The organism is Microbacterium kyungheense, from assembly GCF_006783905.1.
GTDB classification, from domain to species: domain Bacteria; phylum Actinomycetota; class Actinomycetes; order Actinomycetales; family Microbacteriaceae; genus Microbacterium; species Microbacterium kyungheense.
The window spans coordinates 1,382,997-1,407,719 of record NZ_VFPE01000001.1; the positions used below are offsets into that span (position 1 = coordinate 1,382,997).

Annotated in this window: 23 protein-coding genes; 14 read left to right on the forward strand and 9 right to left on the reverse strand. The window is 69.3% G+C overall.

Annotated features, from left to right (window positions below; translation table 11 throughout):
* The first annotated feature begins 2 nt into the window (after positions 1–2).
* The 5 genes from dnaE to FB391_RS06180 all read left to right on the forward strand — a co-directional run bounded on the left by dnaE (position 3) and on the right by FB391_RS06180 (position 7,753).
* Positions 3–3,473, forward strand: coding sequence for a DNA polymerase III subunit alpha (gene dnaE, locus FB391_RS06160; RefSeq protein WP_246093390.1), 3,471 nt, complete (start codon positions 3–5; stop codon positions 3,471–3,473).
* Between the two features lie 113 nt (positions 3,474–3,586).
* Complete coding sequence (locus tag FB391_RS06165) at positions 3,587–4,813, forward strand: hypothetical protein (RefSeq protein ID WP_141893502.1); 1,227 nt, start codon at positions 3,587–3,589, stop codon at positions 4,811–4,813.
* A gap of 30 nt (positions 4,814–4,843) precedes the next feature.
* Positions 4,844–6,193: a histidinol dehydrogenase gene (gene hisD / locus FB391_RS06170; protein ID WP_141893503.1), complete on the forward strand. Its 1,350-nt coding sequence runs from the start codon at positions 4,844–4,846 to the stop codon at positions 6,191–6,193.
* Between the two features lie 12 nt (positions 6,194–6,205).
* The gene (gene nrdR, locus FB391_RS06175; RefSeq protein ID WP_141893504.1) at positions 6,206–6,700 is read left to right on the forward strand and encodes a transcriptional regulator NrdR; all 495 of its coding nucleotides are present in this window, start codon (positions 6,206–6,208) and stop codon (positions 6,698–6,700) included.
* 27 nt (positions 6,701–6,727) lie between these two features.
* On the forward strand, positions 6,728–7,753 hold the full coding sequence (locus FB391_RS06180; protein WP_141893505.1) for a quinone-dependent dihydroorotate dehydrogenase: 1,026 nt from the start codon (positions 6,728–6,730) through the stop codon (positions 7,751–7,753).
* Between the two features lie 24 nt (positions 7,754–7,777).
* On the opposite strand, the gene FB391_RS06185 is transcribed toward FB391_RS06180, so the two are convergent.
* A complete protein-coding gene (locus tag FB391_RS06185) occupies positions 7,778–8,377 on the reverse strand; it encodes a DUF3043 domain-containing protein (protein WP_141893506.1) in 600 nt (199 codons plus the stop codon).
* A 49-nt stretch (positions 8,378–8,426) separates the two neighbouring features.
* Here FB391_RS06185 and FB391_RS06190 point away from each other — a divergent pair, with 49 nt between their 5' ends.
* The 6 genes from FB391_RS06190 to FB391_RS06215 all read left to right on the forward strand — a co-directional run bounded on the left by FB391_RS06190 (position 8,427) and on the right by FB391_RS06215 (position 14,389).
* Positions 8,427–9,827, forward strand: a complete 1,401-nt coding sequence (locus tag FB391_RS06190) for a dipeptidase (protein ID WP_141893507.1) — start codon at positions 8,427–8,429, stop codon at positions 9,825–9,827.
* A 103-nt stretch (positions 9,828–9,930) separates the two neighbouring features.
* Positions 9,931–10,296 carry an iron-sulfur cluster insertion protein ErpA gene (gene erpA, locus FB391_RS06195; RefSeq protein ID WP_141893508.1) on the forward strand — a complete coding sequence of 122 codons (366 nt, stop codon included), beginning with the start codon at positions 9,931–9,933 and terminating at the stop codon, positions 10,294–10,296.
* Between the two features lie 169 nt (positions 10,297–10,465).
* A complete protein-coding gene (gene ctaC, locus FB391_RS06200; RefSeq protein ID WP_141893509.1) occupies positions 10,466–11,365 on the forward strand; it encodes an aa3-type cytochrome oxidase subunit II in 900 nt (299 codons plus the stop codon).
* Positions 11,365–13,092 (forward strand): aa3-type cytochrome oxidase subunit I, encoded by a 1,728-nt coding sequence (ctaD, locus tag FB391_RS06205; protein ID WP_141893510.1) that lies wholly within the window; start codon positions 11,365–11,367, stop codon positions 13,090–13,092. The genes ctaC and ctaD overlap by 1 nt, the downstream gene beginning before the upstream one ends.
* On the forward strand, positions 13,093–13,527 hold the full coding sequence (locus FB391_RS06210; protein ID WP_141893511.1) for a cytochrome c oxidase subunit 4: 435 nt from the start codon (positions 13,093–13,095) through the stop codon (positions 13,525–13,527). It abuts the gene before it with no gap.
* Between the two features lie 55 nt (positions 13,528–13,582).
* Entirely contained in the window at positions 13,583–14,389 is an 807-nt protein-coding gene (locus tag FB391_RS06215) for a PP2C family protein-serine/threonine phosphatase (protein ID WP_185842962.1), read from the forward strand.
* A 19-nt stretch (positions 14,390–14,408) separates the two neighbouring features.
* On the opposite strand, the gene FB391_RS06220 is transcribed toward FB391_RS06215, so the two are convergent.
* The 5 genes from FB391_RS06220 to ctaE form a co-directional block, all read right to left on the reverse strand.
* Positions 14,409–14,828, reverse strand: coding sequence for a rhodanese-like domain-containing protein (locus FB391_RS06220; RefSeq protein WP_141893512.1), 420 nt, complete (start codon positions 14,826–14,828; stop codon positions 14,409–14,411).
* Positions 14,829–14,998: 170 nt separating this feature from the next.
* Positions 14,999–16,849 (reverse strand): cytochrome bc1 complex cytochrome b subunit, encoded by a 1,851-nt coding sequence (qcrB, locus tag FB391_RS06225; protein WP_141893513.1) that lies wholly within the window; start codon positions 16,847–16,849, stop codon positions 14,999–15,001.
* Positions 16,846–17,925, reverse strand: coding sequence for a cytochrome bc1 complex Rieske iron-sulfur subunit (gene qcrA, locus FB391_RS06230; protein ID WP_141893514.1), 1,080 nt, complete (start codon positions 17,923–17,925; stop codon positions 16,846–16,848). The genes qcrB and qcrA overlap by 4 nt, the downstream gene beginning before the upstream one ends.
* A gap of 40 nt (positions 17,926–17,965) precedes the next feature.
* Complete coding sequence (gene qcrC / locus FB391_RS06235) at positions 17,966–18,769, reverse strand: cytochrome bc1 complex diheme cytochrome c subunit (RefSeq protein WP_141893515.1); 804 nt, start codon at positions 18,767–18,769, stop codon at positions 17,966–17,968.
* A gap of 20 nt (positions 18,770–18,789) precedes the next feature.
* Complete coding sequence (ctaE, locus tag FB391_RS06240; RefSeq protein WP_141893516.1) at positions 18,790–19,431, reverse strand: aa3-type cytochrome oxidase subunit III; 642 nt, start codon at positions 19,429–19,431, stop codon at positions 18,790–18,792.
* A 186-nt stretch (positions 19,432–19,617) separates the two neighbouring features.
* On the opposite strand from ctaE, the gene trpD reads away from it, so the two are divergent.
* The 3 genes from trpD (at position 19,618) to FB391_RS06255 (ending at position 22,287) form a co-directional block, all read left to right on the forward strand.
* Positions 19,618–20,679, forward strand: a complete 1,062-nt coding sequence (gene trpD, locus FB391_RS06245) for an anthranilate phosphoribosyltransferase (RefSeq protein ID WP_141893517.1) — start codon at positions 19,618–19,620, stop codon at positions 20,677–20,679.
* A gap of 86 nt (positions 20,680–20,765) precedes the next feature.
* A complete protein-coding gene (locus tag FB391_RS06250; RefSeq protein WP_141893518.1) occupies positions 20,766–21,269 on the forward strand; it encodes an aromatic ring-opening dioxygenase LigA in 504 nt (167 codons plus the stop codon).
* A gap of 10 nt (positions 21,270–21,279) precedes the next feature.
* Positions 21,280–22,287: a PHP domain-containing protein gene (locus FB391_RS06255; RefSeq protein ID WP_141893519.1), complete on the forward strand. Its 1,008-nt coding sequence runs from the start codon at positions 21,280–21,282 to the stop codon at positions 22,285–22,287.
* 16 nt (positions 22,288–22,303) lie between these two features.
* Here FB391_RS06255 and FB391_RS06260 read toward each other — a convergent pair whose 3' ends face one another.
* The 3 genes from FB391_RS06260 to FB391_RS06270 all read right to left on the reverse strand — a co-directional run bounded on the left by FB391_RS06260 (position 22,304) and on the right by FB391_RS06270 (position 24,648).
* Positions 22,304–22,597 (reverse strand): SHOCT domain-containing protein, encoded by a 294-nt coding sequence (locus FB391_RS06260; RefSeq protein ID WP_141893520.1) that lies wholly within the window; start codon positions 22,595–22,597, stop codon positions 22,304–22,306.
* A gap of 156 nt (positions 22,598–22,753) precedes the next feature.
* Positions 22,754–23,407, reverse strand: a complete 654-nt coding sequence (locus FB391_RS06265) for a response regulator (RefSeq protein ID WP_141893683.1) — start codon at positions 23,405–23,407, stop codon at positions 22,754–22,756.
* Positions 23,404–24,648, reverse strand: coding sequence for a sensor histidine kinase (locus FB391_RS06270; RefSeq protein WP_185842964.1), 1,245 nt, complete (start codon positions 24,646–24,648; stop codon positions 23,404–23,406). The genes FB391_RS06265 and FB391_RS06270 overlap by 4 nt, the downstream gene beginning before the upstream one ends.
* Between the last annotated feature and the right edge of the window lie 75 nt (positions 24,649–24,723).

Below are 24,723 nucleotides of genomic sequence, written 5' to 3' on the forward strand. Positions count from 1 at the left end.
CGATGCTCGACGGAGCGGCAAAGATCGGCGCGATGACGCAGGCGGCCGCCGAGTACGGGATGCCGGCGATCGCGGTCACCGACCACGGCAACACCTTCGCGGCGTTCGAGTTCTATCGCGCCGCCCAGGCCGCAGGCGTGAACCCGATCATCGGCCTCGAGGCGTACGTCACGCCCGGCACGCATCGCAGCGACAAGTCGCGCGTGGCGTGGGGCTCGCCCGAGCAGAAGAGCGACGACGTCTCGGGCTCGGGCGCCTACACCCACATGACCCTGTGGAGCGAGAACACCGGGGGCATGCACAACCTCTTCCGGCTGAGCTCGCTGTCGAGCATGGAGGGCTACTACTTCAAGCCCCGCATGGACCGCGAGCTGCTGCAGACGTACGGCAAGGGGCTCATCGCCACCACCGGCTGCCCCTCGGGCGAGGTGCAGACCCGCCTGCGACTGGGGCAGTACGACGCGGCTCGCGCCGCGGCGGCCGAGTTCCAGGACATCTTCGGCAAAGAGAACTACTTCGCCGAGATCATGGACCACGGCCTCTCGATCGAGCGCCGGATCATGACCGACCTGCTGCGGCTCGCGAAGGATCTCGACATCCCGCTCGTGGCCACCAACGACTCGCACTACACGCACCAGCACGAGGCAGACGCCCACGCCGCGCTGCTGTGCGTGCAGTCGGGCTCCACGCTCGACGACCCGAACCGCTTCAAGTTCGACGGCGACGGCTACTACATCAAGACCGCGCAAGAGATGCGGCAGCTCTTCCGCGACCACCCCGAGGCGTGCGACAACACGCTGCTCATCGCCGAGCGCTGCCAGGTCGAGTTCAACACGTCGGCCAACTACATGCCGCGCTTCCCGGTGCCCGACGGCGAGACCGAGGACAGCTGGCTCATCAAAGAGGTCGAGCGGGGCCTGCACTACCGGTATCCCGGCGGCATCCCCGACAAGGTCCGCAAGCAGGCCGAGTACGAGACCGGCATCATCCTGCAGATGGGCTTCCCGGGCTACTTCCTCGTCGTCGCCGACTTCATCAACTGGGCGAAGGACAACGGGATCCGCGTCGGTCCCGGCCGTGGCTCGGGTGCGGGTTCGATGGTCGCCTACGCGATGAAGATCACCGACCTCGATCCGCTCGAGCACGGTCTGATCTTCGAGCGCTTCCTGAACCCCGACCGCGTCTCGATGCCCGACTTCGACGTCGACTTCGACGACCGTCGCCGTGGCGAGGTGATCGACTACGTCACCGCGAAGTACGGCTCGGAGCGCGTCGCGCAGATCGTCACGTACGGCACGATCAAGTCCAAGCAGGCACTCAAGGACGCGGGCCGCGTGCTCGGCTTCCCCTTCAGCATGGGGGAGCGGCTCACCAAGGCGATGCCGCCGGCCGTGATGGGCAAGGACATGCCGCTGGACGGAATGTTCGACCCGCAGCACCCGCGGTACAAAGAGGCCGTCGAGTTCCGGACGCTCATCGAGACGGACCCCGAGGCGAAGACGGTCTTCGACCGCGCGCTGGGCCTGGAGGGGCTGAAGCGCCAGTGGGGCGTGCACGCCGCCGGCGTCATCATGTCGTCCGAGCCGCTGCTCGACATCATCCCCATCATGCGCCGCGAGCAGGACGGCCAGATCGTCACGCAGTTCGACTACCCGTCCTGCGAGACGCTCGGCCTCATCAAGATGGACTTCCTGGGGCTGCGGAACCTCACGATCATCTCGGATGCCCTCGACAACATCCGCCTGAACCGCGGTGAAGAGCTCGACCTCGAGCACCTCGCGCTCGATGACCGCCCCGCCTACGACCTGCTGACCCGCGGCGACACGCTCGGCGTGTTCCAGCTCGACGGCGGGCCGATGCGCTCGCTGCTGCGGCTCATGAAGCCTGACAACTTCGAAGACGTGTCGGCTGTCATCGCGCTGTACCGCCCGGGGCCCATGGGCGCGAACTCGCACACCAACTACGCGCTGCGCAAGAACGGCCTGCAACCGGTGACGCCCATCCATCCGGAGCTGGAAGAGCCGCTGAAGGACATCCTCGACATCAGCTACGGCCTGATCATCTACCAGGAGCAGGTCATGGCCATCGCGCAGAAGGTCGCCGGCTTCTCGCTCGGTCAGGCAGACATCCTCCGTCGCGCGATGGGCAAGAAGAAGAAGTCCGAGCTCGACAAGCAGTACGAGGGCTTCTCGGGCGGCATGAAGGAGCGCGGATTCGGGGATGCCGCGATCCAGGCGCTGTGGGACATCCTGCTGCCCTTCTCCGACTACGCCTTCAACAAGGCGCACTCCGCCGCATACGGACTCGTCTCGTACTGGACCGCCTACCTCAAGGCGCACTATCCCGCCGAGTACATGGCGGCGCTCCTCACCAGCGTCGGCGACTCGAAGGACAAGATGGCGGTGTACCTCAACGAGTGCCGCCGCATGGGCATCAAGGTGCTGCCGCCGGACGTCGGGCAGTCGATCCGGTACTTCGCGGCCGTCGGCGAAGACATCCGCTTCGGCCTCGGCGCCGTCCGCAACGTCGGCACCAACGTCGTCGACGGCATCGTCGCGGCGCGCGCCGAGTCGACCTTCACGAGCTTCCACGACTTCCTCTCGAAGGTGCCGGTCCACGTCGCCAACAAGCGGACGGTCGAATCGCTCATCAAGGCGGGCGCGTTCGACTCTCTCGGGTCGACGCGACGCGCCCTCATGGAGATCCACGAGGATGCCACCGAAGCCGCGGTGCTCGACAAGCGCCGCGAGGCGAACGGCGAGGTCGGGTTCGACTTCGACTCGCTGTGGGGCGACGACGAGCCGCAGCAATCGGCCAAGGTGCCCGAGCGGCCGGAGTGGACGAAGAAGGACAAGCTCGCCTTCGAGCGCGAGATGCTCGGACTGTACGTGTCGGACCATCCGCTCGCGGGCCTCGAGATCCCGCTGGCCAAGCACGCCTCGACGAGCATCCACGACCTGCTGGCGTCGGAGGACATCGCCGACGGCGAGATGGTGACGATCGCCGGGCTCGTGACCAGCGTGCAGCATCGCGTCGCGAAGCAGAGCGGCAACCCGTACGGCATGATCACGGTCGAGGACTTCGACGGCGAGATCACCGTCATGTACATGGGCAAGACCTACACAGAGTTCCAGCACATGCTCACCGCGGACTCGATCCTCGTCGTGCGCGGCCGCGTGTCGCGCCGCGACGACGGCATGAACCTGCACGCCCAATCGGCGTTCAGCCCCGATCTGGGGGCGTTGGACGAGTCCAGCGGGCTCGTCCTTCTCATGCCCGAGCGGCGCGCGAGCGAGGCGGTGATCGGCGAGCTGCTGCAGACCCTGCAGCGCCACGCCGGCGACACAGAAGTGTCGCTCAAGCTGCACAGCGGCTCCGTCGCCAAGGTCTTCGAGGTGCCACATCCGGTGCGCATCACGCCTGATCTGTACGGCGAGCTCAAGGGCCTGCTGGGCCCGCAGTGCCTCGGCTGAGGCCGCGGAATCCGCGTGACGAGACCGTCACGCGCCGCAGCGGATCTCATCGGCGTCTCATGCGTCGTGGGTAATATCAGGTCGACGCGGGCCTCGGGAGCCTGCCGGAAGGGATGATCGTGACGGACGACTACACCGACGAGAACAGACGTGAGGACGCCGCCCTGCCGGCCGAGGCCGACACGATCGCCACGGACGACACGATCGCCGCGGAGGGCACGGTCGCCGCCGAAGCGCCGCACTACGGAGTCGGCCCGTTCTCGCTCCGCGAGGTTTCGCTCGCGGGCATCTGGCTGATCGCCTTCGTCGCCTCGTTCTTCCCGGTCCGCGGCGAGATCGGCAGCGGTCTCACCGTCTGGGGGAGCGGGATCGACTGGGTGCTCACGATCGGGGTGCCTACCGTCGCCGTGTTCCTCATCGTGCTGCGCCGTCTCTCGCCGCAGGGCATCCGCCGGGTCGGCTCGCTCGGCATCGATCAGTTCGCGTCCGTCGCGTTCTCGGTGGCGACCGTGCTGTGGCTGGCCATCATCTGGAACTCCTTCATCTCGATGTTCGGCCAGGTGGGCTTCCTCGGCACATGGGTCGTGTGGGTCGAGTTCATCATGATGCTGGCGGGCGTGTTCCTCACCGTGCTCGCGCCGTTCATTCCGCCGTTCAACCAGGACTTCGTCGGGCGCACCGAAGTGCCGGCGCACCGTGCCGCACGCCCCGCGCGTCCTGTCGTGCCGCGCCCCGTCGCCCCGAGGCCCGAGCCCGAGCCCGCGGCACCGGTGTACGCCGACTACGCCGCCCCCACCGGTGCCGACGCTGAAGCCACCACCGTCATCGACGTGACGGACGCCGCTGCGCCCGCCCCGTACGCCGTCGCGGGAGCGGCGTCGCAGCCTGCGTCCGACGACGCTGCGCCGTACTGGGACGCGGACGGCGATGTCGTCGCGGCGCGCACCGGGACGGATGCCGGCACCACGACGCCTGAGGCGGCTCCGGCTGTGGAGTCGGCCGCTGCCGAGCAGGAGCCCGCCGCATCTGCGTCCGTCGCCGAGCCCTTCGTCGATGCGGCCGCCGAGCCGCAGGCCGAGCCGCAGGCCGAGCCGGTCGCCGAGCCGGCGGAGCCCGTCGCCGAGCCGCAGGCGGAGCCCGTCGCCGTCCAGCACCAGGCGTTCTGGGCTCTCGTGCCCGAAGAGCGCGACATCGTCGACGAGATCGGGATCCCGGTGTTCCGCATCGGCCCGACCGCGTGGGCGCTGGTGATCGAAGACCGGGGCGAGGTGTTCGTGGTGCGTCACGAGGACGGCCGCATCGGCTACCTGCACGACGTCTCGGGCGTCACGCGAGGCTGAGCGGCCACGCCCGCGCGGTACCGTAGACGGATGCTCCGGACGATCGACCTGCGCGGGCGCGCCCTGACGCCCGCCGAACTGCTCGCGACCGTTCCCCGTGCCACCGCGGCGCGGGAGGAGGCTTTCGCGACCGCCGCACACATCGTGGATGACGTGGCTGCGCGCGGCGAGGCGGCGCTCCGCGAGCAGGCCGAGCGCTTCGACGGGGCCGTCGGTCACGACATCCGTGTGCCGGCGTCGCACCTCGATGAGGCGCTGGAGGCGCTGGACCCGGCCGTGCGCACGGCTCTGGAGCAGGCGATCGCCCGCGTGCGGGAGGCCTCCGCGGCGCAGGTCCCGGCGCCGGTCGTCACCGAGCTGAGTCCGGGCGCGCGCGTGCTGCAGCGCTGGCAGCCGGTGCGCCGGGTCGGCCTGTACGTGCCCGGCGGCAAGGCCGTCTACCCCTCGAGCGTCGTCATGAACGTCGTGCCGGCTCAGGTGGCGGGCGTCGCCGAGATCGCCCTCACCTCGCCGCCGCAGCGCGAGTTCGGCGGGCGCGTGCACCCCGTCATCCTGGGTGCGGCGAAGCTCCTCGGCGTCACCGAGGTGTACGCGATGGGCGGAGCGGGCGCCATCGGCGCCCTCGCGCACGGCGTGCCGGACCTCGGCCTCGCGCCGGTCGACGTCGTCACCGGGCCCGGCAACAACTTCGTCGCGGCCGCGAAGCGCGCCGTGGCCGGTCTCGTGGGGACGGATGCCGAGGCCGGCGCGACCGAGATCCTCATCGTCGCCGACGACAGCGCCGACCCACGACTGGTGGCCGCCGACCTCATCAGTCAGGCCGAGCACGACGAGCAGGCCTCCGCAGTGCTCGTCACCACCTCCGAGCGACTGGCCGAGGACGTGCGCGCGGCGATCGGGCCGCGCGCCGCCGCGACCCGTCACGCCGAACGCGTGGCCGCCGCCCTCGCGGGCCCGCAGTCGGCGGTCGTGCTCGTCGACGATCTCGCGACGGCGACCGCGTTCAGCAACGCCTACGCCCCCGAGCACCTCGAACTCCACCTGGAAGACCCGCGGGCCGAAGACTTCGTCCACGCCGGCGCGGTCTTCGTCGGCCCGGACTCGCCGGTGAGCCTCGGCGACTACCTCGCCGGCAGCAACCACGTGCTGCCCACCGGTGGCCAGGCGCGGTACTCGTCGGGGCTGTCCGCCGCGACCTTCCTGCGCCCGCAGCAGGTCATCGAGTACGAACGGGCGGCCCTCGCCGAGGTGCGCGACGCGATCGTGACCCTCGCCGAGGCCGAAGCCCTGCCCGCGCACGGAGAGGCCGTCACCGCGCGTTTCGACGCGGCATCCGCTTCTCCGGCGGGTGCCGACGCCGAGCCCGGAGTCCCGGCGTAGGCTGGCCCTGTCATGCATTGCCCGTTCTGCCGCCACGCCGATTCGCGCGTCATCGACTCGCGCACGAGCGACGACGGCCTCAGCATCCGTCGTCGTCGGCAGTGCCCCGAGTGCGGCGGCCGGTTCACGACGATCGAGACGGCGAGCCTCAACGTGATCAAGCGGTCGGGGGTCATCGAGCCGTTCAGCCGCGAGAAGGTCATGTCGGGCGTGCGGAAGGCCTGTCAGGGGCGTCCGGTGACCGAGGCCGACCTCGCCGTGCTCGCGCAGACCGTCGAAGAGAGCATCCGGCAGACAGGCGCCTCGCAGCTGGACGCGAACGAGATCGGCCTCGCGATCCTCAAGCCGCTGCGCGCCCTCGACGAGGTGGCGTACCTGCGGTTCGCGAGCGTGTACCAGGCCTTCGACTCTCTGGAGGATTTCGAGTCGGCGATCGAGCAGCTGCGCCTGGACCACGGTCGTGCGGCCGTCGGCGCCGACGCGCAGGCGGAGTCCGCCGAAGCATGACCCGCGCGGCCCGATAGCCTAGAGGGGATGTATCCCCTTCTCTTCCGCACCGTGCTGTCGCGCATGGATCCCGAGTCCGCCCACCACGCCGCGATGCGGGTCATCCGCGTGCTCGGCGTTCCGCCGTTCTCGTGGGCGGCCCGAGCCGTGACGAAACCTGCTCCCGAGCTCGCGACCACCGCGCTCGGTCTGCGGTTCGACTCGCCCTTCGGTGTCGCGGCCGGGTTCGACAAGGACGTCAAGGGAGCCGCGGGCCTGTATGCGCTGGGCTTCGGCCACGTCGAGGTGGGCACCGTCACCGCGATCCCGCAGGACGGCAACCCCCGTCCGCGCCTGTTCCGTCTGATCCCCGACCGCGCGGTCGTCAACCGGATGGGCTTCAACAACCGCGGCGCCGAGGCGGCGGCAGACCGCCTGCGCGCGCTGCGCAAGCGGTCGCGTCGCGCCGTCCTCGGGGTCAACATCGGCAAGAGCCGTGTCGTCGACGTCGCGGACGCCACCGCGGATTACGTGCGCAGCGCGACGCTGCTGGCCCCGCTGGCGGACTACCTCGTCGTCAACGTCTCGTCCCCGAACACCCCGGGACTGCGCGGGCTGCAGGCCGTCGAGACGCTGCGGCCGCTCCTGGACGCCGTGCGGGATGCGGCCGGGGCCACGCCCCTCCTCGTCAAGATCGCGCCCGACCTGCCCGACGACGAGATCGCCGCGATCGCGCAGCTCGCCGTCGACGCGGGACTGGCCGGCATCATCGCCACGAACACCACGATCTCGCGCGAGGGCCTGTCGACCGATGCCGCGACGGTCGTGGCCGCGGGCGAGGGCGGACTCTCGGGTGCGCCCCTCAAGGCCCGCGCGCTCGAGGTGCTGCGCCTGGTGCGCGAGAGCGTGCCCGCCGACTTCTGCGTCATCTCGGTCGGCGGCATCGAGACCGCCGCGGACGTCCAGGAGAGAGTGGATGCCGGAGCCGACCTCGTGCAGGGCTACACGGCGTTCCTCTACCGCGGCCCGCTGTGGGCGCGGCAGATCAACCGCGGGCTCCGCGCGAGGCGCTGAGCCCGCGACGGCGGGAGGGCTTGCTCAGGCGGGCTTCTGGCCGCGCTTGACCTGGGGCTTCGGGAGGCGCAGGAAGCGCATCTGCACGGTGCGCATCGCCGCGTACCAGCCGAGGCCCTTCTCCATCTTGTCGGCGCCGAACTTCTTCTTCACGGCGCGCTTCACGAGGATCGACGTGAGGACCATGTCGACGATGACGAAGACGATGAAGATCCACAGTCCCACGAACGCGTAGAACTGCAGCGCGGGGATGTTGACGAAGGTCGCCAGGATCACGAGCACCATCGCCGGCATCACGATCTCGCCGAGGTGCCAGCCGGCGTCGACCCAGTCACGCGCGAACTTGCGCTGCGCGCCCTGGTCGCGGGCGGGCAGGTACCGCGGGTCGCCGTTGGCCATGCCGATGCGGGCCTTCTCGCGCTGGGTGGCGAGGTCGGCCTTGGCGCGCGCCTTGGCCTCCTTGGTGTCGGGCACGAGAGGGCGCTTGCGGGCGGCCTCCTGCTCGGCTCGACTCGGGGTGGCGCGGCCCTTGCCGGCGGGTGCGCCGTTGAGCCCACCCCCACCATTGAGCACGGTGCCCTCGGAAGGGGCGTCGTTCGGCGCGGGTGCGGAGTTCTTGGCCACGGCTGATCCTCGGGATGCGAAAGAAGGGGTGCCCCTTAAGATTACCCGCATGACCTCTGACCTCACCCGACAGGAGGCTGTGCGCGACGCCGCGGCCTCCGGCATCCCCTCCGCCCTCGCCGATCTCGGTGCGCTGGTGCGCATCCCGTCGGTCGCCTTCCCCGGCTTCGATCCGTCGCAGGTGCAGCGCAGCGCCGAGGCGGTCGCCGAGCTGGTGCGTGAGACGGGACTGTTCGAGACCGTCGAGATCCGCACGGCCGCGATCCCCGAGACGGGGGAGCAGGGCAACCCCGCAGTGCTCGCGACGCGTGCCGCCCGCAACGGCCGGCCGACGATCCTGCTGTACGCCCACCACGATGTGCAGCCCGTCGGCGACGAGGCGCTGTGGGACTCGCCGCCCTTCGAGCCGACGGTCCGCGACGGGCGCCTGTACGGCCGTGGCGCGGCCGACGACAAGGCCGGCATCATGGCGCACATCGCCGCGCTGCGCGCGCTGAAGGAAGCGGTCGGTGCGGACTTCGACCTCGGCGTCGCGCTGTTCTTCGAGGGCGAGGAGGAGGCGGGCTCGCGGTCGTTCGCGCAGTTCCTCTCCGACAACGCGGACGCGCTGCGCGCCGATGTCATCGTGGTGGCGGACTCAGGCAACTGGGACGACAAGACGCCCGCGCTGACGGTCTCGCTCCGCGGCAACACGCGCTTCACGCTCCGCGTGCGCACGCTCGAGCACGCCTCGCACTCGGGCATGTTCGGCGGTGCGGTGCCCGACGCGATGATGGCCACCGTGAAGCTGCTCGCCACGCTGTGGGACGACGACGGCGCCGTCGCCGTCTCCGGCATGACCGAACGGGATGCCGCGACCCCCGAGTACAGCGAAGCGACCCTGCGCGACGAAGCCGGCCTCCCCGCAGGGGTCTCGCCGGCCGGGAGCGGGACGATCCTGAGCCGCATCTGGAACAAGCCTTCGATCACCGTGACCGGCATCGACGCGCCGAGCGTCGTCAACGCCTCCAACACCCTGAGCCCGGAGGTCGCTGTCGTGATCAGCGCCCGCGTGGCGCCGGGTCAGTCTGCCCGCGAGGCATACGCCGCGATCGAGACGCACCTGCGTGAGCACGCGCCGTTCGGGGCGCAGCTGGAGTTCAGCGACCAGGACTACGGCAACCCGTTCCTCGTCGACACGTCGGGCTGGGCCGTGCAGGCGGCGCGGGAGGCGCTGCACGAGGGGTACGGCGTCGAGTCCGTCGACATCGGGGTCGGGGGATCGATCCCGTTCATCGCGGACCTCGTGCGCGAGTTCCCCGGTGCGCAGATCCTCGTCACCGGCGTGGAGGACCCGCACGCGCGAGCGCACAGCCCGAACGAGTCGCTGCACCTCGAGACCTTCCGCAACGCCGTCCTGTCGGAGGCGCTCCTCCTGGAGAAGCTCGACGCGCGGGCCGCGGAAGCCTGATACGGCTCGTTCCGAGCCTTCCGGCGGCGGGCACGCGTAGAATCGACGCATCCCGCCGCCGGCAGTGGATGAACGATCCAGGCGGCCCGTCCGGAGGAGTGCCATGACCGACACCGCACTGACGACCGAGCAGACCGCTCGCGACCACGGCGTTCTGCTGACCGACGCCGCCGCGGGCAAGGTCAAGAACCTGCTGGAGCAGGAGGGCCGCGACGACCTGCGTCTGCGCGTCGCCGTCCAGCCCGGCGGCTGCAGCGGCCTGATCTACCAGCTGTACTTCGACGAGCGCTACCTCGACGGCGACAAGACCGTCGACTTCGACGGCGTCGAGGTGATCGTCGACGACATGAGCGTCCCGTACCTCGACGGCGCCACGATCGACTTCAAGGACACGATCTCGGAGCAGGGTTTCACGATCGACAACCCCAACGCGGCGGGCTCGTGCGCCTGCGGCGACAGCTTCCACTGATCGGCTAACGATCCGAGCACTTTTGCGGCGGGTCCGAGCGCTTCGAATGGCGCCCGGGCCCGCCGTTTTCGCGTCCGCCGACACGGCACAACCTGGGCGGATGGCCTGAATCCCCTGGACGCTTGCCCTAGACTGGCGGGAGTCCTGTTCGTGATCGGAAAGGTGCACCGTGCCTTCGAAACGCCGTATCCGCTGGGCCGTTCTCCCCATCGGGGTCGCGACGGCTGCAGTCCTCGCCGGATGCACCCCCACCGAGCTGCACGGCTTCCTCCCGGGCTTCACCGAAGACGGCCAGGCGGCCACCAACCACACCGACATGGTGGCCGGTCTGTGGGTCAACTCGTGGATCGTCCTGCTGATCGTCGGCGTCATCACGTGGGGCCTCATGGGCTGGGCGGCGATCGCGTACCGCCGTCGCAAGGGCCAGACCGGCCTGCCCGTCCAGCTGCGGTACAACATGCCGATCGAGATCTTCTACACGATCGTGCCGCTGATCCTCGTGGTCGGGTTCTTCGCCTTCACGGCGCGCGATCAGACGATCCTCGAGACGCAGTACGACGACCCCGACGTCGAGATCACCGCGATCGGCAAGCAGTGGGCCTGGGACTTCCAGTACGACGGCGCCACCGACGACGAGACCGTGTGGTCGATGGGCGTGCAGGCGCAGACGGACGCGCGGGGCGACATCATCAACGAGCTGCCCACGCTCTACCTCCCGGTCGACAAGACGGTGAAGATCAAGCTCACCTCTCGCGACGTCATCCACTCGTTCTGGATCATCGACTTCCTCTACAAGAAGGACATGTACATCGGCAAGGACAACTTCTGGTCCTTCACGCCGACCCGCGAGGGCACGTACGCCGGCAAGTGCGCCGAGCTCTGCGGCGACTACCACTCGATGATGCTGTTCAACGTCAAGGTCGTCAGCGACGCCGAGTACGAGGACTACCTCGACTCGCTGCGCGACGCGGGCCAGACGGGCGACATCAACGACGCATACGACCGACTGCAGAACCTGCCCGGAACGGGCGGCTCCGCAAATGAGAACGTGGAAGAGGTGGACCACTGATGGCGACGACACTCCCTCTCCAGGAGACGTCCCAGGGGCGTCCGACGACCCTGCCGCCACGGCAGGCGGCTCTGCTCAGCGCGACGCGCGTCGAGCAGAAGGGCAACATCATCGTCAAGTGGATCACCTCCACCGACCACAAGACGATCGGCTACATGTACCTGATCGCGTCCGTGATCTTCTTCCTCCTCGGGGGAGTCATGGCGCTCATCATCCGTGCTGAGCTGTTCGAGCCCGGCATGCAGATCGTGCCGACCAAAGAGCAGTACAACCAGCTCTTCACCATGCACGGCACGATCATGCTCCTCATGTTCGCGACCCCGCTGTTCGCGGGCTTCGCCAACGCGATCCTGCCCCTGCAGATCGGTGCTCCCGACGTCGCTTTCCCGCGTCTGAACGCATTCGCCTTCTGGCTCTTCCTGTTCGGCTCGACGATCGCCGTCGCCGGCTTCCTCACCCCGCAGGGCGCGGCCTCGTTCGGCTGGTTCGCGTATCAGCCGCTCGCGAACGCCTCGTTCTCGCCCGGCGCCGGCGGCAACCTCTGGATGCTCGGCCTCGGCATGAGCGGTTTCGGCACGATCCTCGGTGCGGTGAACTTCATCACCACGATCATCACCATGCGCGCGCCCGGCATGACGATGTGGCGCATGCCGATCTTCTCGTGGAACACGCTCATCACGAGCATCCTGATCCTGATGGCGTTCCCCGTGCTCGCCGCCGCGATCCTCGCCGCCGCCGCCGACCGTGTGCTCGGCGCGCACATCTACGACCCGGCCAACGGCGGCGTCCTGCTGTGGCAGCACCTCTTCTGGTTCTTCGGCCACCCTGAGGTGTACATCATCGCGCTGCCGTTCTTCGGCATCGTCTCCGAGATCTTCCCGGTGTTCAGCCGCAAGCCGATCTTCGGGTACAAGACCCTCGTGTACGCGACCATCGCGATCGCCGCGCTGTCGGTGGCGGTGTGGGCCCACCACATGTACGTGACCGGCGCGGTGCTGCTGCCCTTCTTCGCGCTCATGACGATGCTCATCGCGGTTCCGACGGGTGTGAAGATCTTCAACTGGATCGGCACGCTCTGGCGAGGGTCCGTGACCTTCGAGACGCCGATGGTGTTCGCGCTCGGCTTCCTGGTGTCGTTCGTCTTCGGTGGTCTGACCGGCGTCATCCTCGCGTCGCCGCCGCTGGACTTCGCGCTGTCGGACTCGTACTTCGTCGTCGCGCACTTCCACTACGTGGTCTTCGGAACCGTCGTCTTCGCGATGTTCGCCGGCTTCTACTTCTGGTGGCCCAAGTGGACCGGCCGCATGCTCAACGAGCGCCTCGGCTACGTGCACTTCTGGATGCTGTTCATCGGCTTCCACATGACATTCCTCATCCAGCACTGGCTGGGCGTGGACGGCATGGTCCGTCGCTATGCCGACTACTCGGAGGCGGACGGCTGGACGTGGCAGAACCAGGTCTCGACGATCGGTGCGTTCATCCTCGGTGCGTCGATGATCCCGTTCCTGTTCAACGTGTGGATCACGGCGCGCAAGGCGCCCAAGGTCACCGTCAACGACCCGTGGGGCTACGGTGCGTCGCTCGAGTGGGCGACCTCCTGCCCGCCGCCGCGTCACAACTTCACGTCGATCCCGCGCATCCGCAGCGAGCGGCCCGCGTTCGACCTGAACCACCCGGAGGCCGCAGAGTCGCCGGTTCTCGTCGGGGCCGAGGGAGAGGTCAAGTAAGTGCGCACCAACACCGGTCTCTGGTGGCTGCTGTCGGGGTTCTTCCTTCTCGTCGCGGCGACGTACACGATCTGGAACATCATCGCCCACCCCGATCGCGAGTGGTATCACGCCATCGAATGGGTCGGCAGCGTGGCGCTGCTGTTCACCGCCTTCATGGGCGCCCTGATCGCGTTCTACATCGGACGCGTGCACAAGGCGCAGGGCGGCGAGCTGCCCGAGGACGTCCTCACCGCCGACATCGATGACGGCGACCCCGAGCTGGGCGAGTTCAGCCCGTGGTCGTGGTGGCCCATCGTGCTCGCCTTCTCGGCGGCGCTCGGCATGATCGGCCTGGCTGTCGGCACGTGGCTCATGCCCATCGGCATCGGCGTCTTCGTCGTCGCCATCGTCGGCTGGGTGTACGAGTACTACCGCGGCTACTTCGCCCGCTGATCGGCCTGCCGCCGACCTTCATGGCCTTTTGCCGCACGAGCGCGGGGACCCGTCTGTGACGGGGCCCCGCGCTCGTCTGCGTGCGGCGGCGCACTCGGACGTCGGCCCGTACCGGTCTGTCAATCAGGACGCCGCCTTCACGGCGCCGTGGGGTGCCGCAGTGGCGGACGGTGTCGGGGGAGGGCCGGCCGGGGATCTGGCCTCTGCCGCTCTCGTGCATGCGATCGCCGCCAGCCGTCCCGACGGGGTGGAGGCCGAGCACCTGCAGACGATCGTCCGTCTCGCGAACTGGGATCTCGGAGCCCACGTCAAGCGCGATCCCTCTCTGACCGGGATGGCGACGACGCTCACGGGCCTGTTCATCTCGGACCACGGCGACCTGCTGCTCGCGCACACCGGCGACTCACGGGCGTACCGTCTGCGCGAAGGGCTGCTGGAACAGCAGAGTCGCGATGACTCGCTCGTACAGGCTCTCGTCGACCAGGGGATCGTGACGATCGAGGATGCCGCGGCGCACCCGCGTCGCAACGTCATCACCGCGTCGCTGAGCGGTGCGGAGCGGGATGCCGCGACCGTCGTCGTGAAGGAGGCCGTCGTGGGCGACCGTTGGCTGCTCTGCAGTGACGGGCTCACCGACTACGTGCCCGTGGACGACATCTGCGCCCGGCTGCGCGAGCATGATGACCCTGCTGCAGCCGCGGCGGCCTGCGTGGGCCTCGCGTTGGAGGCCGGGACGAGGGACAACGTCACGGCCGTCGTCTGCGACGTGGTCGCCCCGACCTCGCTCGGCGGCGGACGCCCGCAGGTGTTGTTCTACGGCGCCGCCGCCGAACGATTCATGGAGGAGCTGGACTCCGCCTGATCTGTCGGGTCGCGAGCTGTCAGCCGGCCACCGGGGCACGGACGACCATGACCTGGGCGTCGAACACGCGGGGGAGCGGCCCTTCGTCATTCTCGGTCGGCTGCCCCTCGCGCACCCAGTACTCGTACCCGCCGATCATCTCGCGCACGGCGTAGCCGAGCTTCGCGAACTCGACGGCCCCCTTCGCGCCGGCGTTGCAGCCCGGGCTCCAGCAGTAGACCACCACAGACGTTCCCTGGGGGATCTCGCGGGGCCCTCGTTCCGCGATCTCGCGGTACGGCATGTGCACGGCGCCCTGAACGCGTCCCTGGGCCCACGCCTCGTCACCGCGCACGTCGACGAGGACGAACTCCTCACCGGCCTTCTGAGCGGCGTACACGTCCGAGGCGTCGGTCTCGAGGGCGAGCTTCGTGGAGAAGTAGGTGAGTGCGTCGATCATGGATCCACCGTATGTCCGCCGAGACACGGCGCCAGGCGAAATCGGTGACAGACACCGCCGGAATCCTGCCGACCTCGGGGGGAGGGGTCGTCGAGTCCACGCAGATGACGGATGCCCCGGCACGATCTGATCGATCGTGCCGGGGCATCCGTCGGTGAGGTGGAGCGACCTTACTGGTCGGACTCCTTCTCGCGGTTCTTCGGCGCCTTCGTACCCGGCTCGGGTTCGGGGACGATCACGTTCGAGGGGCGGACTGCCGTCTCGGAGTTGTGACCGTCGTCGATCGGCTTGTGGGGGGCATCCGGGACACCGGCGCGCTCGTGGGCGCCCTGCAGCTCGAGATCCTCCTCAGCGGCCATGTGGTCGAGGTCGTGGTGCTGGTGCGCCAGCGCCGCGTCGAGCTCGCCCTGCGTGACGGGGGTCAGACGGTCCTCGAAGAACCAGCGCGAGATCGACGCGCGGAAGTTCTCGTGCCACGGGATGCGGCCCTTCGCGTTCGGGCGCACGACCAGCGGCTCGTAGGTGTCGAAGTCGGCCAGCTTGAAGCGCTCGTACTCGTCGACCGGCTGGTGGACCTCGATGTACTCGCCCCCGGGGAGGCGGACGATGCGACCCGACTCATAGCCGTGCAGCGCGATCTCGCGATCCTTCTTCTGCAGCGCGATGCAGATCCGCTTCGTGACGAAGTAGGCGATGATCGGGCCCAGGATCAGCAGCGCCTGGAGCGTGTGGATCACACCCTCCATCGTCAGCCAGAAGTGCGTCGCGATGATGTCGGAGGACGCCGCCGCCCACATGACCGCGTACATCGTCACGCCCGCGGCGCCGATCGCCGTGCGCGTCGCCGCGTTGCGCGGACGCTGGGCGATGTGGTGCTCGCGCTTGTCGCCCGTGACCCACGCCTCGATGAACGGGTAGATCAGGACCAGGATGATGAAGATCCCGATGACGCCGAGGGGCACGAGGATGTTGAACGACCAGGTGCGGTCGAGGAACACGACCTCCCACCCCGGCGGGATCAGTCGCAGCATGCCGTCGGCGAAGCCGATGTACCAGTCGGGCTGAGTGCCGGCCGAGACGGGGGACGGGTCGTAGGGACCGTAGTTCCAGATCGGGTTGATCGTGAACAGCGAGGCGATGAGCACGATGACGCCGAACGTGATGAACAGGAAGCCGCCCATCTTCGACATGTACACCGGCATCATCGGGTAGCCCACGACCACGCTGTTGGTGCGACCGGCGCCCGCGAACTGCGTGTGCTTGTTGATCACCATCAGCATGAGGTGCACCACGAGCAGTCCGACGAGGATCGCCGGCAGCAGCAGGATGTGCAGCGTGTAGAGGCGGCCGACGATGGCGGTTCCGGGGAACTCGCCGCCGAACAGCAGGAACGACGTCCACGTGCCGATCAGCGGGATGCCCTTGACCATGCCGTCGATGATGCGCAGGCCGTTGCCCGACAGCACGTCGTCGGGCAGCGAGTAACCCGTGAAGCCCTCGGCCATCGCGAGGATGAAGAGGATGAAGCCGATCACCCAGTTCAGCTCGCGAGGCTTGCGGAACGCGCCCGTGAAGAACACGCGCAGCATGTGCACGCCGATGCCCGCGACGAACACGAGTGCCGCCCAGTGGTGCATCTGGCGCACGAGGAGGCCGCCGCGGATGTCGAACGAGATGTTGAGCGTCGACGACATCGCCGCCGACATCTCGATGCCGCGCATGGGCAGGAAGGCGCCGTTGTAGTGGGTCTCGACCATGGACGCCTGGAAGAAGAACGTCAGGAACGTACCCGACAGCAGGACGACGACGAAGGCCCACAGGGCGATCTCGCCGAGCATGAACGACCAGTGGTCGGGGAAGATCTTGCGGCCCAGCTCCTTGACGAAGCCCGAGAGGCTCGTGCGCTCGTCGATGTAGTTCGCGGTGGCGCCGATGAAGCGACCGCCGAGAGGCTTGTCGCGCCCGTTTGTCGCGGGTGCCACGGGAGCCTCAGGCTGCTCGGTGACGGTTGCGGTGCTCAATGACGCTCCCAGAAGCTCGGGCCGACGGGTTCGTTGAAGTCGCTGCGTGCGACGAGGTAGCCCTCGTCGTCCACGGTGATCGGCAGCTGCGGCAGCGGACGGGCGGCCGGGCCGAAGATCACCTTCGCGTGATCGGTCACGTCGAACTGCGACTGGTGGCAGGGGCACAGCAGGTGGTGGGTCTGCTGCTCATACAGCGCGACGGGGCAGCCGACGTGCGTGCAGACCTTGGAGTAGGCCACGATGCCGTTGTACGACCATTCCTTGCGCTCTTCGCTCTCCACGAGCTGCTCCGGCAGGAGGCGCACCAGCAGGACGATGGCCTTCGCCTTCTCCTCGAGGTAGCCGTCGCTGTGCGAGACCTTGGCCAGCTCCTCGGGGATCACGTGCACGGCCGAGCCCAGCGTGAGGTCTGCGGCGCGGATCGGCTCTCCGGACGGGTCGTGCGCGAGGCGCATGCCCTTCTTCCACATGGTGTGCTCGAGGAGGTACACCGGGTCGCCGGCGTGCGGACGCTCGGGGGAGTTGAACGGCGCGAGGCCGCGGAACAGCACCACACCCGGGACGACCGAGGCGACGAGAGCGGCGATGAGCGAGTTGCGGATCATCACGCGGCGTCCGAAGCCGGACTCCTCGTTCGCGTCGGAGAAGGCCTTGATCGCGGCCTCGCGCGTCGTGTCGCGACCACGCGTGGCGTGGCGGGGCTCGACGAACTCCTTGTCGGACATGACGGCCTTCGACCAGTGGATCGCGCCGATGCCGATGGCCAGCAGCGCGAGCGCGATGCCGAGTCCGATGAAGAGGTTGTTGCTGCGGATGTCGACGATCCGGCCGCTCTCGATCGGGAAGAGCATGTAGGCGGCGACCGCCCAGATGCTGCCCGCGATCGACAGGTAGAACAGGGTGTAGACCGTGCGGACCGCCCGCTGCATGGCGGCCGGGTCCTTGTCGGTGACCCGCGCGCGGTGCGGCGGGAGACCAGGGTTGCTCACCGGGTCGCTGACCGCTACGGCGAGCCCGGGGGAGGGCTTCCAGGAAGCCCTCTCGTGCTCGAGCGGGTCGTCCTCGTGGGCCATGCTGCTCCTCAGTCGGTAATGCGTCTTTGTGAAACGTCGATCAGTTGGACTTCGCCGTGATCCACACGGTGATGGCGATCAGCGAGCCGATCCCGAAGATCCAGATGAAGAGGCCCTCGGAGACGGGGCCGAGCGAGCCGAGCGAGAAGCCGCCCGCCGACTCGTTGTCCTGCAGGTAGAGCAGGTAGGTGATGATGTCGCGCTTCTCTTCGGTCGTCAGCGTCATGTCGTTGAACACGGGCATGTTCTGAGGACCGGTCACCATCGCCGCGTACATGTTCAGCGGGGTGGTGGTGTGGAGGTTGGGCGCGTACTTGCCCTCGGTGAGCGCACCGCCCGCGCCGGCCACGTTGTGGCACATGGCGCAGTTGATGCGGAACAGCTCGCCGCCCTCTGCCGCGCGGCCCTCGCCGTCCAGCACTTCCTCATCGGGGAAGGTCGGACCGGGTGCGATCGACTGGATGTACTCGCCGATGGCTGTGATCTGCTGATCGGTGAACTGGACGGGCTTCTGCGGAGCCTGAGGGCCCTGCATCTGCAGCGGCATGCGGCCGGTGCTCATCTGGAAGTGCACGGCCAGCTCGCCGACACCGTAGAGGGACGGACCGTCCTCGGTGCCCTGCACGTCCAGGCCGTGGCACGTGGCGCAGTTGGCCTGGAAGAGCTTCTTGCCGTCCTCCGCGGTCAGCGCGGACGTGGTGGTCGTCTCGGGCGTGGTCGCCGCCATCGCGGCGGACGCGCCGGCATAGACGCCGCCGGTGATGAGCAGGCCGATGCCGATCAGTGCGGCTGCAGCCCAGGGGCTGCGGCGGCCTTTCGAGCGGCGCGTGGTCTCTCGTGCCATGTCGGGTTTCAGCTCCGCTCTCACTTGAGGAAGTAGATGACGAGGAACAGGGCGATCCAGACGACGTCGACGAAGTGCCAGTAGTACGACACGACGATCGAGGACGTCATCTCTTTGCGCCCGAAGTTCTTGACGGCGTACGCGCGGCCGATCACCAGGAGGAAGGCGATGAGGCCGCCGGTGACGTGGAGGGCGTGGAAGCCGGTGGTGAGGTAGAAGGCGGATGCGTACGCGTTGGCGTAGATCGGGAGGCCCTCGGTGACGAGCTGGGCGTACTCCCACACCTGGCCCGAGACGAACAGCGCGCCGAGCGCGAACGTCAGCCAGAACCACTCGACCATGCCCCAGCCGAGCCAGCCGCGCTTCTTCGTGGAGTAGGGCTGGAACCGTTCGGCCGCGAACACGCCCATCTGGCACGTCACCGAGGACAGCACGAGGATGATCGTGTTGACGGTCGCGTAGGGGACGTTGAGCTTCTCGGTGCTCTCAGCCCACAGTTCGGGGGAGGTGCTGCGCAAGGTGAAGTAGATCGCGAACAGGCCCGCGAAGAACATCACCTCGCTGCCGAGCCACACGATGGTGCCGACAGCGACCGGATCCGGCCGCTTGACGGACCGCATGGCCTGGGAGTAGGTCGCTGTGGAGGTCGTCACGCTCCCCATTATGGCCGATTCACGGCGCCGAGTTTCGCATCGGAGGCCATCGATTTGCCCCGATGGGAACTTAGGGCGACCTAAGAGAACACTGCGACTCTGCCGTGAACACGTGGTGAAGACGCAGAATCGCACGCGGTGCGACCCGTGTCACGAATCGGTTCCGATTCCCGCACGCCGGTAGGCTTCTGCGTTATGGCGGAGCTGTACACCTGGCCCGGAATCCTCACCACGCTGCTCGAGGGGCGCGACCTCAGCGTCTCGGAGTCGACGTGGGGGATGCGGCAGATCATGTCGGGAGCCGCGACGCCGTCGCAGCTGGCCGGTTTCCTCATCGCGCTGCGTGCGAAGGGGGAGACGGTCGACGAGATCGTGGGGTTCCGCGATGCGATCCTCGAGGCCGCTCTGCCTCTTCCCGTGGACGCGGCCGTGCTCGACATCGTGGGCACCGGCGGCGACCGCTTCGGCACCGTGAACGTCTCCACCATGTCGGCGCTCGTGGCGGCGGCATCCGGGGTTCCAGTGGTCAAGCACGGCAACAAGGCGGCGAGCTCGTCCTCGGGGGCCTCCGACGTGCTGGCGGCGCTCGGCGTCGACCTGACGCTCTCGCCGGAGGCGGTGGCCGAGACCCTGTCGCAGGCGGGCATCACGTTCGCGTTCGCCGCCGCGTTCCACCCCGGCTTCAAGCACGCGGGGCCCACCCGCAGCGAGCTGGGCGTGCCCACCGTCTTCAACTTCCTGGGACCGCTGTGCAACCCCGCGCGCGCCGAGGCGAACGCCGTCGGCGTCGCTCATCTCGACCGTGTGCCACTCATCACCGGCGTCTTCCGCACCCGCGGTGCGACGGCCCTCGTGTTCCGCGGCGACGACGGCCTGGATGAGCTGACGACGACCGGGCACAGCAGGCTGTGGGAGGTCAGCCGCGGCGACATCCACGAGCACGACCTCGACCCGCGCGACCTGGGCATCCCGCTCGCCGACATCGACGACCTGCTCGGCGGCGATCCCGCTCACAACGCGCAGGTGGTCCGACGGGTGCTGGGCGGCGAATCCGGGCCGGTCCGCGACATCGTGCTGCTCAACGCCGCCGCCGGCATCGTGGCCTACCGGCTGTTCCGTGACGCGACGCAGGTGCAGCGCCCCATCCTCGAGCGTCTGGCGGAGGCGCGCGACGACGCGGCCGCGGCGATCGACAGCGGGGCGGCCGAGGCGACGCTCGACCGGTGGGTCGGCGTGACGCGCGCACTCGCGTCCTGACGGTTGTCGACGGCGCGGGGTCTTCCGGGCCGTCGTCGCCTCCCGCTAGCGTGAGCGCAAGGCCCACGTCACGACTGGAGGACACCATGACCGATGACACCGCAGCCACGTCCGAACCGCTCGACGGCTCCGTGGAGCCACCCGCGCGCAAGCTCGGCGGCGTGAAGGTCGTCGGCATACTCGGCATCATCGCCGGCATCCTGCTGATCGTCGTCGGCATCGTCGCCTGGATCGCCGTGTCGACGCAGCTGCGGGAGGAGAACATCACCGTGGCGGACGACGCGATGGCGTTCCAGGGGGCGCAGGTCGCGGGGCCGTTCACCGCGTACGTGCAGGCAGAGGTCATCCAGCAGCACGCGCTGGAGATGGCGGACGGCCAGACGTACGCCGAGCTGCCGATGGACGACCCGGTGCGCGCGACCGTCATGGACGCGTCCTTCCTGCGCGCGTCGCTGTTCACGTCGGTGGTCTCGTTCGGCGTCGCCGCCTTCGCGATCGGCATGGGCATCCTCTCGATCCTGTTCGGCTGGGCGCTTCATCGACTCGCCGTCGCGCCGGTGGTGGTCAGGCGCGCCACGGTCGTGCCCTGATCGGCCGCCGGTGAATCCGCACGACGCCCTCACCGAGATCGCGACGCTGCTCGAGCGCGAGCGGTCGTCGCGGTACAAGTCGAAGGCGTTCCGCGCGGCCGCCGACGCGATCGAGGGGCTCAGCGACGCGGAGCTGCGGGACGCCGCGTCCCTGCGCCGCCGCAAGGGCGTCGGCGACTCCACCTTCGCGGTCATCCAGCAGGCGCTGGCCGGTGAGGTCCCGGGCTATCTCGTCGACCTGCGCGAGCGCGCCGGGGTGCAGCGCACCTCGGCGCTGCGCGCGCGGCTGCGCGGCGACCTGCACTCCCACAGTGACTGGTCGGACGGCCTCACCTCGATCGACCTGATGGTCGACGCGGCGCGGGCGCTGGGGCACGAGTACCTGGCACTGACGGATCATTCGCCTCGGCTGCGGGTGGCCAACGGGCTGTCGCCCGAGCGGCTGCGGTCGCAGCTCGAGGTGGTCGCCGGCATGAGCGGCGACGGCTTCACCCTCTTGTCGGGGATCGAGGTCGACATCCTCGATGACGGCGCACTCGACCAGGAGCCCGAGCTGCTGGAGATGCTCGATGTCGTCGTCGCCTCGGCGCACTCCAAGCTGCGGATGGAACGCGGCCCGATGACGCGGCGACTGGTGGCGGCGGCATCCGATCCCCACGTCGACGTTCTGGGACACGTCACAGGACGGCTCGTCGAGGGATCCCGCGGCACGCGGCCGCCGTCGACCTTCGAGGCGCGGCCGGTGTTCGAGGCGTGCCAGGCGCACGGGGTGGCCGTCGAGATCAACTCGCGCCCTGAGCGGCAGGATCCGCCCGACGAGCTCATCGCGCTCGCGCTCGAGATCGGATGCCTCTTCTCGATCGATTCCGACGCGCATGCGCCGGGGCAGCTGTCGCTGCTGGACCACGGCGCGGAGCGCGCGGAGCGCCTGGGCGTGCCGCCTGAGCGGATCGTCACGACGTGGCCGCTGGAGCAGCTGCGCGAGTGGACCGGGCGCGACCGCGGCGGGTCGCCGTGATCGCGCCCGGCGGCGCTCACTGCGGAGCGTTCGCGCGCAGCACCTCCAGGCGTGCGCGGTACTCGGTCTCATCGATGTCGCCCTTCGCGAAGCGTTCGGCCAGCGTGGTCTCGGCCTGGCGGGCGGGCGTGCGCCCGTACGGGCCGTAGGCGCCATCAGCGGCCGCACGGCGCCAGCGACGGCCGAACACGGCGAACAGCACCGCGAACAGCGCGATCCAGAACAGCGGGATCAGCAGGAACCACCAGCCGAACCCCCAGGGCCCGACGACATGGGTGGCCACGATTCCCGTGGCGAGTGCAGCGGACATGAGCAATCCTCTCTCGGAGCCGGACGCGCCGGGGATGGGCGACCGGATGCCTCCAGTCAAGGCGCGCTGAGGCATCCGCGAATCCGACCGGCGGAGTCTTCTCGACTGCTCCGCGTGGAGTACCGCGAGGATGCGGATGGAGGCGGGATCGTCGGCTCAGGAGCCGACGAGACCAGATTCGTACGCGATGATCACGAGGCGGACGCGGTCGCGCGCGGCGAGCTTCTGCATGATGCGCGACACGTGCGTCTTGGCGGTGAGAGGGGACAGGTACAGCCGGGCGCCGATCTCGTCGTTCGTGAGGCCTTCGGCGACCAGCCGCAGAACGTCGACCTCGCGCTCGGTGAGGGTCTGCAGCAGCCGCGGATCGGGCGCGTGACGCAGCCCCGCCGCCGCGCGGTCGATGAGTGTGCGGGTCACGCCGGGCGACAGCAGGGCATCGCCGTCGGCCACCGCGCGCACGGCGCGGATGAGCTCGGCGGGCTCGGTGTCTTTGACGAGGAATCCGCTCGCCCCGGCGAGCACCGCCCGCACGACGTACTCGTCGAGCTCGAAGGTCGTCACGATCACCACGCGCACGCCCGCGAGCGAGTCATCGGCGGAGATCTGCTCGGCGGCCCAGAGTCCGTCCCCGTCCGGCATCCTGATGTCGACGAGCGCGACGTCGACGGGCGTCTGCCTGAGCGTCCGCAGCAGCTCCTGGCCACCGGAGGCCTCGGCCACGACCTCGATGTCGGGCTCGGAGTCGAGAAGGGCACGGAAACCGGCGCGCACCAGCTGGTGATCGTCGGCCAGCGCGACGCGGATCATGGCGTCCCCGTCCATGGCAGCCTCGCGATCACGGACGTGCCTCGTGCGCCGCTGTCGACCGTGAGCCGCCCGCCCGCGAGCTCCGCGCGCTCGCGCATGCCGCGCAGCCCGCCCCGCTCGGGCGCCGACGCCGGGAAGCCCGCGCCGTCGTCGGCGATCGTGACGACCAGCTCCGCGGCCTCGTGCTGCACCGTCACCGTCGCGTGCGAGGCCGCGGAATGGCGCACCACGTTCGTGAGCGCCTCCTGCGCGATGCGGTAGGCGGTCGTCTGCACGGCGCTCGGCGGCAGGTCACCGGTGAGGCGGTCGTCGAGCGCGACCGTGAGCCCGAGCCCGGACCGGCCCGCGACGAGTCCTGGCAGCTGGGCGAGCTGCGGCTGCGGGGTGAGCGGTGCGGTGTCGGGCGACGCGAGCTCGTCGCCCCGCAGGAAGGCGAGGACCCCGCGCACCTCGTCGAGGCCGGTGGCGCTGAGCGCGCGGATGTTCGCGAGGGCCTCGCGCGCGCGTTCGGGCTCGCGGTCGAACAGATGCAGTCCCACCCCCGACTGGACGGCGATCTGGCTGAGCGAGTGGGCGAGGACGTCATGCAGCTCACGGGCGATGCGCGTGCGCTCCTCCTGCTCGGCGGCGCGCCGCCGGGCCGCGAGCTGGGTGCGGCGCTCCTGGGCGCCGCGCAGCCGGGCGCGCATCCCCTCGCCGATCGCGAAGCAGACGGCCAGGCCGACGGTGGCCAGGGCGATGCGCGCCGGATGCCATTCCACGGCGCCGACCGGCGACGCGGCGCCGAAGAGGCCGGCGGCGAGCTCGGGACCCACGACGGCGATGATCCAGGCGATGCCGACCGAGACCAGCGCCCACACCCGAGCGCCGCGGACGACGGCGCCGATGATCGCGAAGACGAGGGCGATGGGCGGCGGCCCGCCGACGGGCGGGACGAACAGGTCGACGAGCGTCAGCCCCGCGACGACGGCGACGGTCGGCCCGGGCCATCGCCGCGCGGCGAGAAGGGCGAGAGCGGATGCCGCGGCCAGCAGGATGCTGGTGACGGCCGCCCACGGCGGCACGCGCTGCCACCATGACAGCCCGATCGTTCCCGGGACCTGCACGAGCAGCGAGACGACGACCGGCACCAGCAGCACCACGGCCGGCGGGGGACGGAAGCGCAGACCGGCGCCGTCGCCGTCGGCGAGGCGGTCCGCGGGCGCGGTCGCACTCGAGCCGAAACGCGCGGGGCCAAGCATGCGCTCGATGCTACGCCGGGCCGCACTGGGAGGAGTCTGACCGCGGGAGCGGGCGCCGTACTCCCGCGGGAGTAC

Coding starts and splice junctions, on each gene's coding strand:
- dnaE (WP_246093390.1), top strand. CDS start 3: ATGCTCGACGGAGCGGCAAAGATCGGCGCGATGACGCAGGCGGCCGCC.
- FB391_RS06165 (WP_141893502.1), top strand. CDS start 3,587: ATGATCGTGACGGACGACTACACCGACGAGAACAGACGTGAGGACGCC.
- hisD (WP_141893503.1), top strand. CDS start 4,844: ATGCTCCGGACGATCGACCTGCGCGGGCGCGCCCTGACGCCCGCCGAA.
- nrdR (WP_141893504.1), top strand. CDS start 6,206: ATGCATTGCCCGTTCTGCCGCCACGCCGATTCGCGCGTCATCGACTCG.
- FB391_RS06180 (WP_141893505.1), top strand. CDS start 6,728: ATGTATCCCCTTCTCTTCCGCACCGTGCTGTCGCGCATGGATCCCGAG.
- FB391_RS06190 (WP_141893507.1), top strand. CDS start 8,427: ATGACCTCTGACCTCACCCGACAGGAGGCTGTGCGCGACGCCGCGGCC.
- erpA (WP_141893508.1), top strand. CDS start 9,931: ATGACCGACACCGCACTGACGACCGAGCAGACCGCTCGCGACCACGGC.
- ctaD (WP_141893510.1), top strand. CDS start 11,365: ATGGCGACGACACTCCCTCTCCAGGAGACGTCCCAGGGGCGTCCGACG.
- FB391_RS06220 (WP_141893512.1), bottom strand. CDS start 14,828: ATGATCGACGCACTCACCTACTTCTCCACGAAGCTCGCCCTCGAGACC.
- qcrA (WP_141893514.1), bottom strand. CDS start 17,925: ATGGCCCACGAGGACGACCCGCTCGAGCACGAGAGGGCTTCCTGGAAG.
- qcrC (WP_141893515.1), bottom strand. CDS start 18,769: ATGGCACGAGAGACCACGCGCCGCTCGAAAGGCCGCCGCAGCCCCTGG.
- ctaE (WP_141893516.1), bottom strand. CDS start 19,431: ATGGGGAGCGTGACGACCTCCACAGCGACCTACTCCCAGGCCATGCGG.
- trpD (WP_141893517.1), top strand. CDS start 19,618: ATGGCGGAGCTGTACACCTGGCCCGGAATCCTCACCACGCTGCTCGAG.
- FB391_RS06250 (WP_141893518.1), top strand. CDS start 20,766: ATGACCGATGACACCGCAGCCACGTCCGAACCGCTCGACGGCTCCGTG.
- FB391_RS06260 (WP_141893520.1), bottom strand. CDS start 22,597: ATGTCCGCTGCACTCGCCACGGGAATCGTGGCCACCCATGTCGTCGGG.
- FB391_RS06265 (WP_141893683.1), bottom strand. CDS start 23,407: ATGATCCGCGTCGCGCTGGCCGACGATCACCAGCTGGTGCGCGCCGGT.
- FB391_RS06270 (WP_185842964.1), bottom strand. CDS start 24,648: ATGCTTGGCCCCGCGCGTTTCGGCTCGAGTGCGACCGCGCCCGCGGAC.